The 18,112-nt window shown below is 71.2% G+C and carries 10 protein-coding genes, 1 pseudogene and 1 riboswitch; of the genes and pseudogenes, 5 read left to right on the forward strand and 6 right to left on the reverse strand.

The window, feature by feature from the left end; all coding sequences use genetic code 11:
• Nucleotides 1-145 precede the first annotated feature (145 nt).
• The 3 genes from QQM39_RS16410 to QQM39_RS16420 all read right to left on the reverse strand — a co-directional run bounded on the left by QQM39_RS16410 (nucleotide 146) and on the right by QQM39_RS16420 (nucleotide 5,627).
• On the reverse strand, nucleotides 146-1,309 hold the full coding sequence (locus QQM39_RS16410; protein ID WP_301997536.1) for a VWA domain-containing protein: 1,164 nt from the start codon (nucleotides 1,307-1,309) through the stop codon (nucleotides 146-148).
• Nucleotides 1,310-1,466: 157 nt separating this feature from the next.
• Entirely contained in the window at nucleotides 1,467-3,944 is a 2,478-nt protein-coding gene (locus QQM39_RS16415; protein ID WP_302003608.1) for a DUF5682 family protein, read from the reverse strand.
• Nucleotides 3,945-4,496: 552 nt separating this feature from the next.
• On the reverse strand, nucleotides 4,497-5,627 hold the full coding sequence (locus QQM39_RS16420) for an AAA family ATPase (protein ID WP_301997537.1): 1,131 nt from the start codon (nucleotides 5,625-5,627) through the stop codon (nucleotides 4,497-4,499).
• Nucleotides 5,628-5,793: 166 nt separating this feature from the next.
• On the opposite strand from QQM39_RS16420, the gene QQM39_RS16425 reads away from it, so the two are divergent.
• Both QQM39_RS16425 and QQM39_RS16430 read left to right on the forward strand, forming a co-directional pair.
• Complete coding sequence (locus QQM39_RS16425; protein WP_301997539.1) at nucleotides 5,794-7,149, forward strand: SWIM zinc finger family protein; 1,356 nt, start codon at nucleotides 5,794-5,796, stop codon at nucleotides 7,147-7,149.
• Nucleotides 7,150-7,317: 168 nt separating this feature from the next.
• On the forward strand, nucleotides 7,318-8,979 hold the full coding sequence (locus QQM39_RS16430) for a DUF5691 domain-containing protein (RefSeq protein WP_301997540.1): 1,662 nt from the start codon (nucleotides 7,318-7,320) through the stop codon (nucleotides 8,977-8,979).
• Between the two features lie 89 nt (nucleotides 8,980-9,068).
• Here QQM39_RS16430 and QQM39_RS16435 read toward each other — a convergent pair whose 3' ends face one another.
• Nucleotides 9,069-9,491 (reverse strand): cobalamin B12-binding domain-containing protein, encoded by a 423-nt coding sequence (locus QQM39_RS16435; protein ID WP_301997542.1) that lies wholly within the window; start codon nucleotides 9,489-9,491, stop codon nucleotides 9,069-9,071.
• A gap of 647 nt (nucleotides 9,492-10,138) precedes the next feature.
• Here QQM39_RS16435 and QQM39_RS16440 point away from each other — a divergent pair.
• A pseudogene (locus tag QQM39_RS16440) lies at nucleotides 10,139-10,998 on the forward strand (esterase/lipase family protein).
• Nucleotides 10,999-11,306: 308 nt separating this feature from the next.
• Complete coding sequence (locus QQM39_RS16445) at nucleotides 11,307-12,827, forward strand: M23 family metallopeptidase (RefSeq protein WP_301997543.1); 1,521 nt, start codon at nucleotides 11,307-11,309, stop codon at nucleotides 12,825-12,827.
• 69 nt (nucleotides 12,828-12,896) lie between these two features.
• Here QQM39_RS16445 and pcrA read toward each other — a convergent pair whose 3' ends face one another.
• Complete coding sequence (gene pcrA, locus QQM39_RS16450; RefSeq protein WP_301997545.1) at nucleotides 12,897-15,383, reverse strand: DNA helicase PcrA; 2,487 nt, start codon at nucleotides 15,381-15,383, stop codon at nucleotides 12,897-12,899.
• A 397-nt stretch (nucleotides 15,384-15,780) separates the two neighbouring features.
• Nucleotides 15,781-15,948: riboswitch (cyclic di-AMP (ydaO/yuaA leader) on the forward strand.
• Between the two features lie 8 nt (nucleotides 15,949-15,956).
• Between pcrA and QQM39_RS16455 the strand changes: the two genes are divergently transcribed.
• Complete coding sequence (locus QQM39_RS16455; RefSeq protein ID WP_301997547.1) at nucleotides 15,957-17,123, forward strand: C40 family peptidase; 1,167 nt, start codon at nucleotides 15,957-15,959, stop codon at nucleotides 17,121-17,123.
• Between the two features lie 534 nt (nucleotides 17,124-17,657).
• On the opposite strand, the gene QQM39_RS16460 is transcribed toward QQM39_RS16455, so the two are convergent.
• Nucleotides 17,658-18,011 carry a hypothetical protein gene (locus tag QQM39_RS16460; RefSeq protein ID WP_301997548.1) on the reverse strand — a complete coding sequence of 118 codons (354 nt, stop codon included), beginning with the start codon at nucleotides 18,009-18,011 and terminating at the stop codon, nucleotides 17,658-17,660.
• Nucleotides 18,012-18,112: the final 101 nt, after the last annotated feature.

The raw sequence follows: 18,112 nt of genomic DNA on the forward strand, positions 1-18,112 counted from the left end.
GGTTACGCAAGCCCCCCGTTCCCGATACGCCTCATGTCCCTTTTGCTGGCCCAAGTCGGACGTCACCAGGTCGACAAATCACCAGCCGTTCCGCGCCATTGCCGCCTCACACCGCCCCCTCACACCGCCGCCTGAGACCGCCTCCTCACACCGTGTCCGGCACTGGAATCGGCCGCTTCTCGATGGCCGCCGCCATCACGTCCGGGAACAGGTCGGGCGTACAGGCGAAGGCCGGTGCGCCCAGCGCCGCGAGCGCGGCAGCGTGCTCCCGGTCGTAGGCGGGCGCTCCCTCGTCCGACAGCGCCAGCAGCGCCACGAACTGCACCCCCGACGCCTTCATCGCGGCGACCCGCTTGAGCATCTCGTTCCGTATACCTCCCTCGTACAGGTCGCTGATCAGCACGACCACCGTCTCCGCGGGCCGGGTGATCTGCGACTGGCAGTACGCGAGCGCCCGGTTGATGTCCGTGCCGCCGCCGAGCTGGGTGCCGAAGAGGACGTCGACCGGGTCGTCGAGCTGGTCGGTGAGGTCGACGACGGATGTGTCGAAGACGACGAGCCGCGTGCTGATGGACCGCATGGAGGCCAGCACGGCCCCGAAGACCGACGCGTACACGACGGACGCCGCCATCGACCCCGACTGGTCGATGCAGAGGACGACCTCCTTCTTCACTGACTGCGACGCCCGCCCGTACCCGATGAGCCGCTCCGGTACGACCGTCCGGTACTCCGGCAGGTAGTGCTTGAGGTTGGCCGCGATCGTCCGGTTCCAGTCGATGTCGTGGTGACGTGGCCGACTGATACGGGCGCTGCGGTCGAGGGCACCGGTGAGCGTGGCCCGGGTGCGGGTGGCGAGCCGCTTCTCCAGGTCCTGGACGACCTTGCGCACGACGGCCCTTGCCGTCTCCTTCGTGGTCTCCGGCATCGCCTTGTTGAGCGACAGCAGCGTGCCGACGAGATGCACGTCCGCCTCCACCGCCTCCAGCATCTCCGGCTCCAGCAGCAGGGTGTTCAGCCCGAGACGGTCGATGGCGTCCCGCTGCATGACCTGGACGACGGACGACGGGAAGTACGTCCGGATGTCCCCGAGCCATCGCGCCACGGACGGCGCCGACGCCCCGAGCCCCGCCGAACGGTCTCTCCCCGACTGCGCCTTGTCCCCCTTGCCGTACAGGGCGGACAGCGCCCCGTCCATCGCGGCGTCCCGCCCGGAGAGCGCGCACCCGGTGCCGTCGGCGTCGTCCCCGCCCAGCACCATCCGCCACCGCCGCAGCCGCTCCCGGGTCGGATCCATCGCCTCGCTCGTCATCGGCACGCTCCGATGCGAGGCCGCTCCCACAACGGAATCACCGGAATCACCGGCGCCGTCGTCGTCGGCGGCCCGCCTTGTACCGGACATGAGTGCGCCGGCCTGCCGGCCCCCACCGCTCCGCCCCGCTCCCTCGGCTCCGTCACACAGTCAGTCGTCATCCCGTTGCCCCCACAAGGTCGTTCTTGCCAAGGTCGTTCTCACCACGGTCGTTCTCGACGTCCTCCTCCACCCGGTCCAGCCCCAGCAGCAACCGCACCACCGGCACCACGGCATCCGCCCGCTCCAGGTCGAGCTCGGCGGCGAAGCCGGGTATGCCGGAGCCACCGGCCCCCGTACTCCCCCGCTGCCCCGGCCCGCGCCGAACCAGCTCGCCCAAGGTCCGCCGTACTCCCGGCTCATACGCCGAGAACGTGCGCCTCAGCAGCGGCAGCACATCCGTGAACGCCTCCGTCGGCACTCCCGTCAGCCACGCATCGACCAACCCGAGCAGCCGCTCGTCATGGACGAGCAGCATCCCGCCACCGGAACCGCCACCGACGAACCCCTCGATCCACGCGGCCGCGTCCCCCGGCGGCGTCCCCGGCGACAACGCGAGCCCCATCAGCCGCGCCGCCTCGTCCTGCGCCAACTCCCCGTCGTCCAGCAGCAGTCGTACGGCACGACCCCGGACGACACCGGGCACGGTGTCCCGCACGGACAGCACCCGAAGCACCCTGTGCCACCGCTTGCGCAGGTCGCCGTTTCCTGCGGCCCCGCCCCTTGCGACCTCCCCGGAAGCCACCGCGTCACCCAGCAACCCCACCGCCCCGTGCACGGCGTCCACATGGCGCCGCATCTCCTCGGCCGCGTCCGCGTCCAGGGCGGCGCAGGCCGGGGGCAGACCGACGAAGACGCGCTCGGCGAGCCCCGCGGCGACCTCCGTGAGCGCTCCGGTGTCCGTGCCGCGCACATCGCCGTACCGCAGGGATCGAACCAGTGCGGGCAGGGCCTGGGCGAGATGGCCGACGTCCGCGTCGAGGGCGGCCCGGTCCGCGAGGATCCGCATCACCGCGGGCAGCGCGTCCGGCAGTTCGGCCAGCAGGCAGCGCTCGGCGAGGGCGGTGACGTCGGCCAGGCTCTGCGCGGCGACGGCGTCCGCCTCCACCTTGGCGGTCGCCGCGGCGAACACGGTGGTCCCCCACACCCCGGCCTCCGCGACCCGCACGGACAGCTCGGGCTCCCACCGCAGCCGCCACGTCTCCCGGAACGTCCCCGTGCTGCCCCGCGACGCGACCGGCTCTCCCCACGCCACGCCGAGCAGCCGTAGCCGGTGCAAGAGCCTGCTGCGCTCGGCGTCGTTCTCCTTGCGCAGGTCGAGCTCCAACTCCCGTTCCAGCGCCTCCGGTTTGAGCCGCAGGCGACGCTGGATCCGGTCGAGGTCCCGCTGCAACGGCACCGCCGGCGCCGACCGAGGCACCTCCCCCAGCACGTCCCCCACGACGAGCCGGTCGTGCACCAGCGCCAAAGGCACGTCCGAGCCCTCGCACATCACCGCCCGCACCGCGTCGGTCGTCTCGCTCAGCCCCGGCAACGGCCGCCCGCGCATCACCGCGAGCGTCTCCGCCAGCCGCACCGCCTCGATGACGTGCGCCGAGGACACCATCCGGTCCTCGTCCCGCAGCAGCCCGGCCACCTTGGTCATCCACCGCTCGACCGGCCGGTCCGGCGCGCCGAAGAGATGCCCGTACCATCCGGGCGAGTCGATCCCTGCCCCGTACCCACTGACCCGAGCCAACCGGCGGTACGTCCACGGCACCCACGTCATGTCCGCCTTGACCTTGGGCAACCCCTTCAGCAGCGCCTTGTCCGCGGCCACGGTGCTCTTCCGCCGCAGCGCGGGCACGTGCCACGCCCCGCACACCACGGCCACCTCGTCCCCGAACTCCCGCTGAGCAGCGCGCGCTTGGAGCCGCATATACGCCTCCCGCACGAGATCCCGGTCATGCCCTCCGCTGCCGTACGCCTCCCGCAACGCCCCCATGGCCTCTTCGAGCCCGAGAAACGGCGCGAACGCGTCCCCGTACCCCGCTCCCCGGTGCTCGACGGCGTCCTCCCACCACCGCTCGGGATCGTCGTAGCCGGCGACATCGGCGAGCACGGCGAGGGGATCGACCCGGACATCGGCACGAGGGTCGCCACCGGTATCAGCCACCCCGCCCTCCTGGCCGCCGCCCTCGGCTCCCGGCTGGGCGCCCCCCTCGGCCCCCGGCCGGGCGTCGGCGCCCGGCTCCGCGTCCCGCCCCTCGCCACCCCCCGCATCGAACGCGGCCTCGTCCTGCCTGCCCCACGCCAGCGTGTGCGTGGCCGGCAGGTCGATGAAGCGGGCCGGGACCTGGTGCTCCACGGCCCAGCGGATCGCGACCCACTCCGGGGAGAACTCGGCCAGCGGCCAGAAGGCCGAGCGGCCGGGCTCGTCCACGGCGTGAGCGAGGAGCGCGACGGGCGGTCGCATGTCCTCCTCGGCGGCGAGCGGGATCAGGGCGTCTGCCTCCGGCGGCCCCTCGATCAGCAGGACCCGCGGCCGGGCCGCGTCCAGCGCCGCCCGCACGGCCCGCGCCGAGCCCGGCCCGTGGTGCCGCACGCCGAGCAGCAACGGCCATGCCGGCGGCTTCGATACCGGAGCGGGTGCAGCCGAGGTGTCCGAACACGCCGCCGGCCCGCCGCCCGCCCCGTGGACGCTCGCCTCCACGCCCCCACTCCCCACCTGGTCAACGCCCGTCACACCGTCCCCCTCGCCTCCGCTGCCACCACATGTCCCCACCGGACGCCCTCCCGACCTCGCAGTGCCGCACGGTCACAGGACCGCCATCACCACACCGCCGCACACCAACTCACCGCCGACGAACGCCACGTGAGCCTCTCGGCCACCACCCCGACCGCGCCACGCACCACGTGCCCCGAGTCGCCCCAGCCGGACCACCGGCCACGCCACTCACAGTCCGCTCACCTGGCTCGTCCACCCAGCCTCACCACACCAACCTCACCGGCCCCACCGGCCCCACCGGCCCCCCAGTCACGGATCCCCCTCCCCCCACCGCCCCCGTCACCACCGAACCCCCACCCCCGATCCGCCCGCGCCGACCCACCCGCCTTCGCCCGCCCTCCTTCGATCCGCCACCAGGCCGCCCCCACCCAAGGTCGTCGTTCACGCGCTCACCTCCCGGCACGCCCGGTAGAAGTCCGTCCAGCCGTCCCGCTCACGCACGACCGCCTCCAGGTACTCCTGCCAGATGGTCCGGTCGGCCGCCGGATCGCGGACGACGGCGCCGAGGATGCCCGCGGCCACGTCGCCGGATCGCAGGACGCCGTCGCCGAAGTGGGCGGCCAGCGCGAGGCCGTTGGTGACGACGGAGATCGCCTCGGCCGTCGACAGCGTGCCGCTCGGCGACTTCAGCTTCGTGCGGCCGTCGGTCGTCACCCCGTCCCGCAGCTCGCGGAAGACCGTTACGACGCGGCGGATCTCGTCGATACCGTCGGGCGGGGCCGGCAGGTCCAGGGAGCGGCCGATCTGGTCGACTCGGCGGGAGACGATGTCCACTTCGGCCTCGACGCTCTCCGGCAGCGGCAGCACAACCGTGTTGAAGCGGCGGCGCAGGGCACTGGAGAGGTCGTTGACGCCACGGTCGCGGTCGTTGGCCGTGGCGATGAGGTTGAAGCCGCGGACCGCCTGCACCTCCTGCCCCAGCTCCGGTATCGGCAGCGTCTTCTCCGACAGGATCGTGATCAGCGTGTCCTGCACGTCGGCAGGAATACGGGTCAGCTCCTCGACCCGCGCGGTCATGCCCTCCGCCATGGCCCGCATGACGGGGCTGGGCACGAGGGCGTCACGGCTCGGCCCGTGCGCGAGCAGCTGCGCGTAGTTCCAGCCGTACCGGATCGCCTCCTCCGGCGTGCCCGCCGTGCCCTGCACCAGCAACGTCGAGTCGCCGCTGACCGCCGCGGCCAAGTGCTCGGAGACCCAGGTCTTGGCGGTGCCGGGCACGCCGAGCAGGAGCAGGGCGCGGTCCGTGGCGAGCGTCGTGACGGCGACCTCGACCAGGCGGCGCGGGCCCACGTACTTCGGTGTGATCACCGTGCCGTCCGGCAGCGTGCCGCCGAGCAGATACGTGGCCACCGCCCACGGCGACAGCTTCCAGCGGGCCGGGCGCGGACGGTCGTCCTGCGCGGCCAGCGCGGCGAGTTCATGGGCGAAGGCGTCCTCGGCGTGCGGCCGCAACGCCTCGGCCGGTTCCGTCTCCCCTGCTGCGACGGATGTCGGTTCTACGGACACAGGCATGGCAAAGTCCCCCTCCAGCTCGGCCGGTTCAGCCGTTTCGGATCTGGCATCCACGTTGCACCACGCCACTGACAATGCGTTCCGACCTGCGCAAACGCGCTCGCAAGCCCGTTCCCGGGATCTCGGCCCCGGCCGATTGTCAGTGGTGGGATCTACCTTCGATGGCATGACTCAGCAGGGGGTGCGCTGGACCGCGGACCAGGTGCTGGCACTGGCGCCTGACACCGCGTCACGCAAAGCGGGAAGCAAACTCGGCGCGGCGGGGCCGTGGTCCGAGGCGGGGAGTTCCGACGAGGGGACGGTGTGGGGGCTGTGCAAGGGCAGTGGCAGCAAGCCGTATCAGACAGTCATCGACATCGCGGACGCATCCGGGCCCGCGTACAAGTGCAGTTGCCCGAGCCGGAAGTTCCCGTGCAAGCACGCGCTCGGGCTGCTGCTCCTCTGGGCGGGCGGGGAAGGGGCGGTGTCGCCGGGGCAGCCGCCGGACTGGGCGGAGCAGTGGATAAAGGGGAGAAGGCAGCGCACCGAAGAGAAGCAGACAGCGGGCGCGTCCGGTTCCGCCTCCGGGTCCGGTGATCCGGAGGCAGCACGGCGCAGGGCGGAGCGCCGGGCCATGCGGGTCACCGCGGGCGCGACAGAGCTGGAGCAGCGCCTGGCGGACCTGCTGCGCGGCGGCCTGGCCGGCGCGGAACAGGCGGGGTACGGCCCGTGGGAGGAGACGGCGGCCCGCATGGTCGACGCCCAGGCCCCCGGACTGGCCGCGCGGGTGCGGGACCTGGGGGCGATCCCCGCGTCCGGTCCGGGCTGGCCGGTACGCCTGCTGGAGGAGTGCGCCCTTCTGCACCTCCTCGACCAAGGCTGGCTCGGCCGCGAGCGGCTGCCCGACGGCCTGGCGGCCACGGTCCGCTCCCGCATCGGCCTGCCCGCCTCGGCGGACAGCCCGCCGGTGCGGGACCGCTGGCTGGTCCTCGCCCAGTACGACACGTCGGACACCAAACTGACGACGCGTCGGATATGGCTGTACGGCGCCGACTCGCACCGCACCGCACTGCTCCTCTCCTACGGCGCCGCCGGCCGTGCCCCGGAGCTGGCGCTGCCGGTGGGGCTGGCCCTGGAGGCGGAGGTGGCCGCGTACCCGGGCGCCGGGCAGCTGCGGGCGGCTCTGGGCGAGCAGTTCGCACCGCCCGCTCCGACGGCGATACGGCCGCCGGGTGTGACGACGACCGAGGCGACCGCCCGTTACGGCGAGGCGCTCCGCGACGACCCGTGGCTGGACTCCGTCCCGGTGACCCTGGACCGGGTCATACCGACCCCGGACGACGGCTCGTGGCAGCTGGCGGATGCCGACGCGGACACGGCGCTGCCGCTCACTCCTGCCGCCCGCGCCCGCCCCGGCCTGTGGCGCCTGGTCGCGCTGTCGGGCGGCGCGCCGGTCAAGGTGTTCGGCGAGTGCGGCCACCGTGGCTTCACCCCGTTGACGGCCTGGCCGGAGGGGGCGGGAGAGGCGGTGCGACTGTGCTGAGCGGCGCGTCTCGCGCAGACCGTGAGACGAACCGAGCGAAGCCCGCCGACCCGGCCCCCGCCGCCCCCGCCGTACGTCCCACCCGTCAGGCCGGCCCCCGTCGCGCGTAAACCCCGCCCCCTCCATGGCAGCCAGCACCCACCACCCAGGAAGACAGGAAGGAACCGCATGAACAGCCCCTCCGTCCCCTTGGATTCGCCCGCACCGGGAACCGTGGACTCACCCCCGCCCGGCGCCTGGGAGGAACTCGTCACCGCGGCGCTGCTCGGCACGGATCGGCGTACACCCCCGGGCTGCGCGCCGGGCCGGGAGGCGCCGGCGGCGCTGCTGGACGCGGCGGCCGTGGAGACCGTACGGCGGCGGGCGGGACTGCGGCCGGCGCGAGCGGCGCAGCGTCCGCAGCCGGCCCCCGAGGACCCGCGGCCGGAGCTGCCCCCGGCGGCGGCCCGCAGGCTGGCGATGCTGCTGGCCGACCGCCCCGGCGTGGCGGGCGGCGGCCGCAGAGGCACGGCACCGGACCTCATGGAGCTGCTGCCTCAGTGGCTCGCGACGGCGAACGACCGCGGTTTCGCTCCGCCCCCTCAGTCGCTGCCCGCGCTGCTGGACGCGGCGCGGGGGCGTACGGATCTACGGCCGGCGGCGCTGACGTTCGCGGGCCCGCGGGCGGTGTGGCTGGCCCGGCTGAACCCGGACTGGCGGTTCGCCCTGCGTGCGGCACCCGGCCGGGGCGCGGCACTGCCGCACCTCGAGGACTCGGCCAGGATCCAACAGCTTTGGCAGGAGGGGTTGTTCGCCGAGCGGGTCTCCCTTCTCTCCGCGATACGCGCCCGTGAGCCCGCCGCCGCCCGCGAGCTGCTGACCGCGACGTGGGCCACGGAGCGGGCCGAGGACCGGCTGATGTTCCTCGACTCGCTGCGGACCGGGCTGGGCCCGCAGGACGAGCCGTTCCTGGAGCAGGCGCTGACCGACCGGAGCCGCAATGTCCGGGCGACGGCAGCCGAGTTGCTCTCGGCACTGCCGGGTTCGGCGCTCGCCGCGCGGATGGCGGTGCGCGCCGGGGCGTGCGTGGCGGTGGACCACACGGGACAGACGCCGGCGATCAGTGTCGAGGCGCCGCACGAGTGCGACGCGGGCATGGAGCGCGACGGAGTCGTGGCCAAGGCTCCGTCCGGACGGGGTGAACGGTCCTGGTGGTTCGGCCAGTTGGTGGAGGCAGCACCGCTCAGCACGTGGCCGGGGCGGCTCGGGGGGCGTACGCCCCAGGAGATCGTGGCGCTGCCGGTGACGGACGACTGGCAGGGCGAGCTGCACGCCGCGTGGTGCCGGGCGGCGGTACGGCAGCGGGACGGCGAGTGGGCGAGGGCGCTGCTCGGGTCGCCCTCGGCTCCCGAAGCGGGCGGACCGGGAGCGGTGTCCTTGGCGGAGCGGGCGAAGCTCCTCGGCACGCTGGGCTCCGCCGAGCGTGCCGAGTGGGTCGCCGGGTTCATCGCGACGCACGGCCTGTCCGAGGCGTTTCAGCTGCTCGGGGTGTGTGCGGTGCCGTGGGCCGCGCCGCTCGGGCGGGCGGTGGTCGACGCGCTCAACATCGCGCGGGACGCGGGGAGTTATCCATGGAGTTTCAGTGGTGTGATGGGCCTGGCCGAGCGCTGCCTCGATCCGGCCGAGGCAAGCCGCCTCGACGGTCTGCAGGCGGTGCCGGACGAGTCGGAGGACGCGTCACCGGGGGCCGGGGGGTACTGGGCGGAGGCGTTTCAGCGGCTGGCCACGACGTTGCGGCTGCGGGCGGCCATGATCGAGGAGCTGGAACCACTCGGCCCGTCCGGCGCTTGAGGACGAGGCCGGTTCAGGGCCGAAGCGGGGGTCCGGGGGCAGCGGCCCTCAGGGACAGTCACCCCCACCTGCCCGCAGCGGAAGTCGGCTCAACCGCCGGAGGCAGCCGGCTGACGTACGTTCGCCCGCACCCAGTCCACGATCGACTGCGTCGTGGCCCCGGGCGTGAAGATCTCCGCGACGCCCTTCTCCTTCAGCGGGGCGATGTCCGCCTCGGGGATGATCCCGCCGCCGAAGACCAGAATGTCCTCCGCGTCGCGCTCCTTGAGGAGTTCGATCACGGCGGCGAAGAGGGTGTTGTGGGCACCGGAGAGGATGGACAGGCCGATCGCGTCGGCGTCCTCCTGGATCGCGGTGTCGACGATCTGCTCGGGAGTCTGGTGAAGGCCGGTGTAGATGACCTCCATACCGGCGTCGCGCAGTGCCCGCGCGATGACCTTGGCCCCCCGATCGTGGCCGTCGAGTCCCGGCTTGGCCACCACCACGCGGATCGGACCGGCTGCCACACCCATCACTGCCTCCATGAAGCGACTACATCCATCCGTACCGACAAGTACCGCTCATCTATGAGTTATGCCGCACAGGCGGCACATCCCATACATGGTGCGCGTATGGCACTTTTCCGCTGCTCACCGCATCGGACGCGCCACCACGGTACGGACGCCCCGGGCCACGCTGCCCGAAGAAGTGAACGAACGTTATCTCCAGCATCCCGCAACCGGCAGTTTCGCGGTGCAGACCGAGGGGGAAATCACACGGTGGGACACGTTCGCCGCGCACCGTTCCACATCTCTGCGGCACACGGGCCGCAGCAGCTTGCGGTACCCGCGTCGCAGCGGAACCACGCGCAACGGGAGCCGCAACGAGGTCGCCGCACCACCGCGCCGCAGACCGCGCGCCGTGGCGGCGCGGCGCATCGACGGTCGCACGAAGGGCACGCAGGGCAGGCAAGGCACGACAGCGGGGGACCTCGTCGTCACACCGGCAGGGAGCCCCGCCAGGTCTTCGGCGCACCCTGGCCGACAGGACTGGCTCACGCCACGCGCCTCGCTCACCCCCCGCGCTCTCCTCATGCCCCGCCGGCCACCTCCGCCGCGACTTCCCACGAGGGCACACGGGGGCCGAAACCGTCCTCCTGCGTGCCGCAAGGAGGTCGGCCATGAAGGTCACCGGGGCAGCACTCCCCTTTCTACCGCTCTGTCAGCGCCTGCTCCCGAGCAGACTCGCCGGCCTCTCCCTGACCCTGCTGAAGGCGACCGCACTGGAGATCGCGATCCTCGCCGGACACCTGCTCCTGTACCCCTCCGGCATCACCCAGGAGCGCCGGACCACCCCCGCACTCCCCCCACAGGACACCGCCCAGCTGCCGACGGAGACCAAACCCCCCGTCGTCCTGCTGCACGGCTTCATAGACAACCGCTCGGTCTTCGTCCTGCTGCGCCGCAGCCTCGCCCAGCACGGCAGGCACCAGGTCGAGTCGCTCAACTACTCCCCCCGACCTGCGACATCCGCATCGCCGCCGAACTGCTCGGCCGGCATATAGAGGGGATCTGCGAGCGCACCGGCAGCAGGCAGGTCGACATCGTCGGGCACAGCCTCGGCGGGCTGATAGCGCGTTACTACGTGCAGTGTCTCGGCGGCGACCTCAGGGTCCGCACGCTCGTCACGCTCGGCACGCCGCACTCCGGCACCCGCGTCGCCCCCCTGGCGAACGCGCATCCCATCGTGCGTCAGATGCGCCCCGGCTCACCGGTCCTCGAGGAACTGGCCAGGCCCGCGCCCGGCTGCCGTACCCACTTCGTGAGCTTCTGGAGCGATCTCGACCATCTGATGGACCCGCTGGAGACTGCCTGCATCGACCACCCGGACCTGATGGCGCAGAACGTCCGCGTGACCGGCATCGGCCACCTCGCCCTGCCCGTGCACCCCGCCGTGGCGACCGGGATACGGCAGGCCCTCGACACCGCACGGACAGGAGCGGAAACCGCGGCACAGGCCGACGGCCTGACAGTGGCGTGACCGCCACCCCTCAACAGCTCCCACGACACAGCTCCCGCGCCGACCTCGACAGCAGCCCTCAACACCCGACTCACACTCGGCTCACAGACTCAGAACAGCACACCGACATCGAACAATCTTCGAACACAAGGCCAACTCGCGCCCACAGTCCGCCAAAACACGGCCGAATGCCCGTTTCCTTCAGGCGCGAAACCTGCCGAAGATTGTCGTGCCCGCGTACCGCCGGGTACAGTCGCCGCACTGCTCTGGCAGCCCCTGTTGTCGAGGCGAGAGAGAAGTTGGTGAACGATCGTCACCCGTCGGGGACCATGACCTCCCCGGCTACGGCTTCCGATGCCGCCTCGGCGCACTACGCGTCGTACGGCGCCCAGGAAGCCCACTACGGTGACTCCACCAGCTACGGCGCCTACGACGCCACTCAATTCAGCGCCGCCGGCCACGCCCACGCCGCCCCGACCTTCGACGCGGACCCCCTGTTCGGCAGCCTTCCCGGCGAGAACACGGGCGCGTACGACACCACACAGTGGTCCACGGGCAACCACCAGACCGTGAACTACGACGCCTACGCGACCCAGCACCACGCCGCCTACGACACCGGCACGTACGACGCCACGGCGTGGACGGCCGAACACGAGCGGCTCGCCTTCGTCCCGCAGCAGGCCACCGGCCACGACACATCCGGTCACTGGGACGCGAGCAGTTGGCTCCAGCCCGACCAGTCCGGCGCCCCGGCCGACCAGACCCAGCAGTGGGAATGGGGCACGCAGGCCTTCGACACCGGGGCGTACGACGCCACGCAGTGGAACTCCGACGGCGGCACCGGCACCACCGCGCAGGCAGCCGACGAGTACGAGCAGTCAGCAGAATCCTTCGATCAACAGGCGACCGCGCACTTCGAGCAGATCGACCACGCCGCCCCCACGACGTACGACGACCCCGCCGCGTACGACGACCCCGCCGCGTACGACGACCCCGCCCAGCACGACGCCGAGTTGAGCGCCACCGGCGATCTCCCCGCCGCGGCCCCGCTCCTCGACGGCCAGGAGGAGTCCACTCCGGCCCCCTCCCCACGCGCCGCCTCCCGCAGCGGCTCCCGCTCCCGCCGCCGTACACCCCCCAAGCGCTCCGCTCTGCTGACGGTCGCCGTGCCCTCGGCGTGTGTGATGGGCGTCGCGGGGATCGCCGCCGCCTCCGTCGGCACCCTGACGACCGACGACAAGGACACGGCGACGACGGCGTCGGACGGCCAGGCCGTGAAGCCGTCCACCGCGAACAACAAGTTGGACACCCAGCTCGAGAACCTCTCCGCCGGCGCCGACGACTTCGCCGACCGGGCCAGCCGTACGCAGGAGCGCATCGACCTGAAGGCGCAGCAGGCGGCCGAGAAGAAGAAGGCGGCGGAGGAGGCGGCCCGCAAGGAGCGGCTGCGCCCCAAGTTCGCCCTTCCGGTGGCGCAGCACGGCCTCAGCGCCTACTACGGCCAGGCCGGCATCAACTGGATGTCCGTGCACACCGGCATCGACTTCCCCGTCTCGTACGGCACGACGGTGATGTCCGCGACCGACGGCACTGTCCGGACGCAGTGGAACAGCGCCTACGGCAACATGATGATCGTGACCGCGAAAGACGGCACGGAGACGTGGTACTGCCACCTCTCCAGCTACCGTGTCGCCTCCGGTACGACGGTGAAGGCCGGCGACCCGATCGCGTACTCCGGCAACTCCGGCAACTCGACCGGCCCGCACCTGCACTTCGAGGTACGGCCGGGTGGCAGCTCGGCCATAGACCCGCTTCCCTGGCTGCGCAGCCACGGACTCGACCCGTCGTAAGCGGCCCGACGACTTCGACGTCTTCGTTGTGCGCCCCCGCTCTGCAGCGGGGGCGCACACTTGTCACTGCTAGAGCTTCTCCACCGGCGCGTACCGCAACAGCAACCGCTTCGGCTTGGTGTCCCCGAAGTCGATCGTCGCCTCGGCGTTCCCACCCGTGCCCTTGACCGCCATCACGGTGCCGAGCCCGAACTGGTCGTGCGTGACCCGGTCCCCGACCGCCAGCTGGGCGACCGGCTTCTCCGAGGTACGGCGCGTGGCGAAACCGGACGCGCCCGAGGCCGCGGAGCGCGAACGGGACGAGGACAGCGAGGCAGCCACACCGGACGCCGGGCCGGAGGAAACCGGCGCGGACGCGCCCGTGCGCTTCCAGTCCACGTGCTGCGCCGGGATCTCCTCCAGGAAGCGGGACGGCGGGTTGTACGACGGCTGCCCCCACGCGCTCCGCATCGACGACCTGGTCAGATAAAGCCGTTCACGCGCGCGCGTGATGCCCACGTAGGCGAGCCGCCGTTCCTCCTCCAGCTCCTTGGTCTGGCCTAGGGCACGCATGTGCGGGAAGACGCCGTCCTCCATGCCGGTGAGGAAGACGACCGGGAACTCCAGGCCCTTGGCGGTGTGCAGGGTCATCAGGGTGATGACGCCGGAGCCGTCCTCGTCCTCATCGGGAATCTGGTCGGAGTCGGCGACCAGGGCAACCCGCTCCAGGAAGGCGGCGAGCCCACCGGACGCCTCCCCTTCCTCCGACTCCTGCTCGAACTCCAGCGCCACAGCGGCAAGTTCCTGGAGGTTCTCGATCCGGGTCTCGTCCTGCGGGTCGGTGGAAGCCTGCAACTCGGCGAGGTAGCCGGTGCGTTCGAGCACCGCCTCCAGGATGGTCGCCGGTCCCGCGCCGGACTCGACGATCGTACGGAGCTCCTCCATCAGCGTGTTGAACCGCTTGACGGCGTTGGTCGACCGCGCGGCCATGCCGTACGCCTCGTCCACGCGCCGCAGCGCCTGCGGAAAGCTGATCTTCTCCCTCTGCGAAAGGGCGTCGATCATGGCCTCGGCACGGTCACCGATGCCCCGCTTGGGCACGTTCAGAATCCGCCGCAGCGGCACGGAGTCCTCGGGATTGGCCAGCACCCGCAGGTAGGCCAGGACGTCCCGGACCTCCTTGCGCTCGTAGAAGCGGACCCCGCCGACGACCTTGTACGGCAGGCCGACGCGGATGAAGACCTCTTCGAAGACACGGGACTGGGCGTTCGTACGGTAGAAGACGGCGACATCGCCGGCCTTCGCGTCCCTCGCATCGGTCAGTCGGTCTATCTCCTCGGCGACGAACTGTGCCTCGTCGTGCTCGGTGTCGGCGACATAGCCGGTGATGCGCGCGCCCGCGCCCGCGTTGGTCCACAGGTTCTTGGGACGGCGCGACTCGTTGCGCTCGATGACCGCGTTGGCGGCGGTCAGGATCGTCTGCGTGGAACGGTAGTTCTGCTCCAGCAGGATGGTCGTCGCGTCCGGGTAGTCCTCCTCGAACTGGAGGATGTTGCGGATGGTCGCGCCGCGGAAGGCGTAGATCGACTGGTCGGCGTCACCCACCACACACAGCTCGGCGGGCGGGATGTCGTCCTCGCTGGGCGGTACGTCGACCGGGTGCTCGCTGGTCCCGACGAGCTCGCGCACAAGGGCGTACTGCGCGTGGTTGGTGTCCTGGTACTCGTCCACCAGCACATGGCGGAAGCGACGGCGGTAGTGCTCGGCGACGTCCGGGAAGGCGCGCAGCAGGTTGACCGTCGTCATGATCAGGTCGTCGAAGTCGAGGGCGTTGGCCTCCCGCAACCGCGACTGGTACATGGCGTAGGCCTGGGCGAGGGTCTTCTCGAAGCCGTCCGTCGCCTGAGCGGCGAAGTCCTCCTCGTCGATCAGCTCGTTCTTCAGATTGCTGATCTTGGCGCTGAAGGACTTGGGCGGAAACCTCTTCGGGTCAAGATCCAGGTCCCGGCAGACGAGCGCCATGAGCCGCTTGCTGTCGGCGGCGTCGTAGATCGAGAAAGAAGACGTGAACCCGAGCTTCTTGCTCTCCCTGCGCAGGATGCGCACGCACGCACTGTGGAAGGTCATCACCCACATCGCGTTCGCACGCGGGCCGACGAGCTGCTCGACGCGCTCCTTCATCTCGCCCGCGGCCTTGTTGGTGAAGGTGATCGCGAGGATCTGCCCCGGGTGCACGTTCCGCTCGGCGAGCAGGTGGGCGATGCGGTGGGTGAGCACCCGCGTCTTGCCGGACCCGGCGCCGGCCACGATGAGCAGCGGGCCGCCGGAGTGGACGACGGCCGCACGCTGGTTCTCGTTCAGCCCCTCCAGCAGCGCGGCCGCGTCGATGGCAGGGCGCGGGGCGCCGTCGCGGTAGTAGGCGTCCCGGTCCGGAGGCACGTCGAACTTCCCGCCGAACAGATCGTCCGGAACCGGCTCCGGAGTGTGATCGTCCTCGGGCGGCGGCGGGAGTTCTTCCTCGTGGCCGCGTGGGGCCTGGAGGTCTGCCAGGAAGCTGTCGTCAAAGAGGCTGCTCATCGCTCTCCGAGTCTAGGGCGCCCCACTGACAGCCCGCGGCCACCCCGAGAACATCGCCTGTTTCAAACCCAGATGATCTTCCAGATCCACCCGCCCCCCCGCGCCTCCTCACCCTGTCCACCCATCCCGTCACGGTCCGCAATCAACCGAAAACCCGCACCCCACCCGCCGCGGATCCCGACACCAGCAAAGCTCAACATCACCCAAAGTCCACACCCAACCCAAAGAATCGCAAACAACCCCAAACCCACCCCCACCCGCCACAGTCCGCAACGCCCTGACCCAAGGTCACGAAAATGTATCGGGCATATCGAACATCAACCTTCACAGGGGCCACACGAGTTGGCTACCGTGCCGGACAGGCCGTACGACCCCCACCGGCGAACGTCGCCGGGCCGCACGGCCTCCGCCGAGTCCGGTACGCCGCCGCGCTGCCGGAGCCGGGGACCCACCGAACTTGGGGTGAATCGGCCCGATCCCGCCCAGGGAGAGGCCGTAGGGCAACCCTTCCGGACCACCCGCCCGAACCCGACAGCTAACTCGGTAGGCGGAGTACGGAAGGAGTCGCCTCCCTTGGCGTCGCACCGCAAGTCGCGTCCCGCGGGTACGCGCGTAGCAGGCATACGGACCCCCGCCCTCGCCACGGCGGCCCTCACCTCCGTGGCCCTGCTGTCCCAGACGGCCAACGCGAGCCCCTCGGCGGACGACAAGCCGAGCCTCGAAGAGGTCGAGAAGAAGGTCGACGACCTCTACCGCCAGGCGGAGTCGGCCACCGAGAAGTACAACGCGGCCAAGGAGAAGACCGCGAAGCAGCGCAAGCGCGTCGACACCCTCCTCGACGACGTCGCCCAGCGCACCCAGAAGCTCAACGACGCGCGCGAGGAACTCGGTCGCAACGCCGCCGCCCAGTACCGCACCGGCGCCACCGCCCCCGACACGGCGACCTTCCTCCTCGCGGACACCCCGCAGGACTACTTCGACCAGACCCAGCTGATGGACCGTATGACCGGCCGTCAGAAGGGAGCGGTCGACGACTACTTCACGCAGCAGTCCGCGACGATGAAGAAGCGCCAGGAGGCCACCCAGAGCCTCGAGACGCTCACCGAGTCGCAGAACGACCTGCAGACCGCCAAGACCACCGTCCAAAGGAAGCTCGCTGACGCACGCGAACTCCTCTCGAAGCTGACGGCGGAGGAAAAGGCGCGCCTGGCCGCGATCGAGAAGCGCAAGCAGGAGGAAGCCGCACGTAAGGCCGCAGAGCTGGCCCGGCAGCAGGCAGAGGCGGAGCGCCAACGCCAGGAGGCCGCCCAGCAGCAGGAGAGCACCGAGCAGCCGTCCGACTCGAGCACCTCGGACTCATCCGCGACGGACTCCTCGTACGCCACCAAGGCCGAGAAGGCCCTCGCCTTCGCCCGCTCCCAGATAGGCAAGCCGTACGTCTGGGGCGCGACCGGCCCCGACTCCTACGACTGCTCCGGCCTCACCCAGGCCGCCTGGAAGGCCGCCGGCGTGGACATCCCCCGCGTCACCTACGACCAGGTCAACGCCGGCACCACGGTCTCCCTCTCCAACGCCCAGCCCGGCGACCTGATCTTCTTCTACGACGACGTCACCCACGTGGGCATCTACATCGGCAACGGCATGATGATCCACGCCCCGAAGCCCGGCGCCTACGTCCGCGAGGAGTCGGTCTACTACGACGGGGAGTCGTCGATCCACAGCGTGGTCCGCCCGGCCTGACGCCGCACGCGCGCGTGGCGGAGCTTCCGACACGCGCGCGTGGGAGTACCCCCGCGGCGCCGCACCCGCGTACGGCGGGAAGGGGACGTGCCGGGGGGTGTCCGCCCGCAGAGTCGGGCGTCAAGACACAGCACCTCTAGCCCAACGCCCACCGCCCGACCGAGGACGGACACCCCCCGGCACGGCCCCGACCCACAACCCACCGTTGGGCGCTACCCGCACCCCCACCCGACAGCAACAGGCCGCCGCAGGCACCCCCGCCCAACCGCCGGAGGCAGCCCCACAGCCGACGCCGCCGGCATGGCAACCGGCACCCTGTCGGTGACCCTGCACCAGACGGGCCAGGAAACCCTGTCCCGGATCACCCTCACCCTGGCCTGGTACGCCGTGCTGCTCATCGCCGAGATCGCATGGCCCCGGCCGCGCTACGACGTACGCCGCCGGGCAACCGCGTTCCCGATGGGAATGACCGCCGCGGCAACACTCTCCGTCACCACCACCGGACACGCCCCCGAACGACCCACGAGTCCGACATCACGTCCACAACACAGCGATGAAGACGTTCGCCGTGGTCAGCAGCCCCACCACCCCGAACAGACTCTTGTCCACCGTCTCGTCGTCCCGCTTCACATAGACGAGTCCGAGGATCACGATCAGCAGCGCCAGCTTCACGCCGATCTTGATGTTGTTGACGGACTGGTCGTCCGCCTGATTGAGACCAACGAGGATCACCCCGGTAACCAGCATGGTCAGCGCGCCGTGCAGCATCGCGGGGACGAACCGGGCGGTGCCCTGGCCCATCGCCTTCATCTGGGTGAAGAAACCACCGAGCAGCGCGGCGATACCGATGATGTGCAGGCCGACGAAGAGATGGATGAGTACGTCCATGGAGCCGGAGCCTAATGAGCGCCGGACAGCCACCCGACACCGCCCCACTCAACGCACTCCACTCACCCCAGCCCTCACCCCCACCCACGCCCCACCCCGCC

Origin of the sequence: Streptomyces sp. DT2A-34 (assembly GCF_030499515.1) — a bacterium.
Classification (GTDB): Bacteria; Actinomycetota; Actinomycetes; order Streptomycetales; family Streptomycetaceae; genus Streptomyces.

Coding starts and splice junctions, on each gene's coding strand:
- QQM39_RS16410 (WP_301997536.1), bottom strand. CDS start 1,309: ATGACGAGCGAGGCGATGGATCCGACCCGGGAGCGGCTGCGGCGGTGG.
- QQM39_RS16420 (WP_301997537.1), bottom strand. CDS start 5,627: ATGCCTGTGTCCGTAGAACCGACATCCGTCGCAGCAGGGGAGACGGAA.
- QQM39_RS16425 (WP_301997539.1), top strand. CDS start 5,794: ATGACTCAGCAGGGGGTGCGCTGGACCGCGGACCAGGTGCTGGCACTG.
- QQM39_RS16430 (WP_301997540.1), top strand. CDS start 7,318: ATGAACAGCCCCTCCGTCCCCTTGGATTCGCCCGCACCGGGAACCGTG.
- QQM39_RS16435 (WP_301997542.1), bottom strand. CDS start 9,491: ATGGGTGTGGCAGCCGGTCCGATCCGCGTGGTGGTGGCCAAGCCGGGA.
- QQM39_RS16445 (WP_301997543.1), top strand. CDS start 11,307: ATGACCTCCCCGGCTACGGCTTCCGATGCCGCCTCGGCGCACTACGCG.
- pcrA (WP_301997545.1), bottom strand. CDS start 15,383: ATGAGCAGCCTCTTTGACGACAGCTTCCTGGCAGACCTCCAGGCCCCA.
- QQM39_RS16460 (WP_301997548.1), bottom strand. CDS start 18,011: ATGGACGTACTCATCCATCTCTTCGTCGGCCTGCACATCATCGGTATC.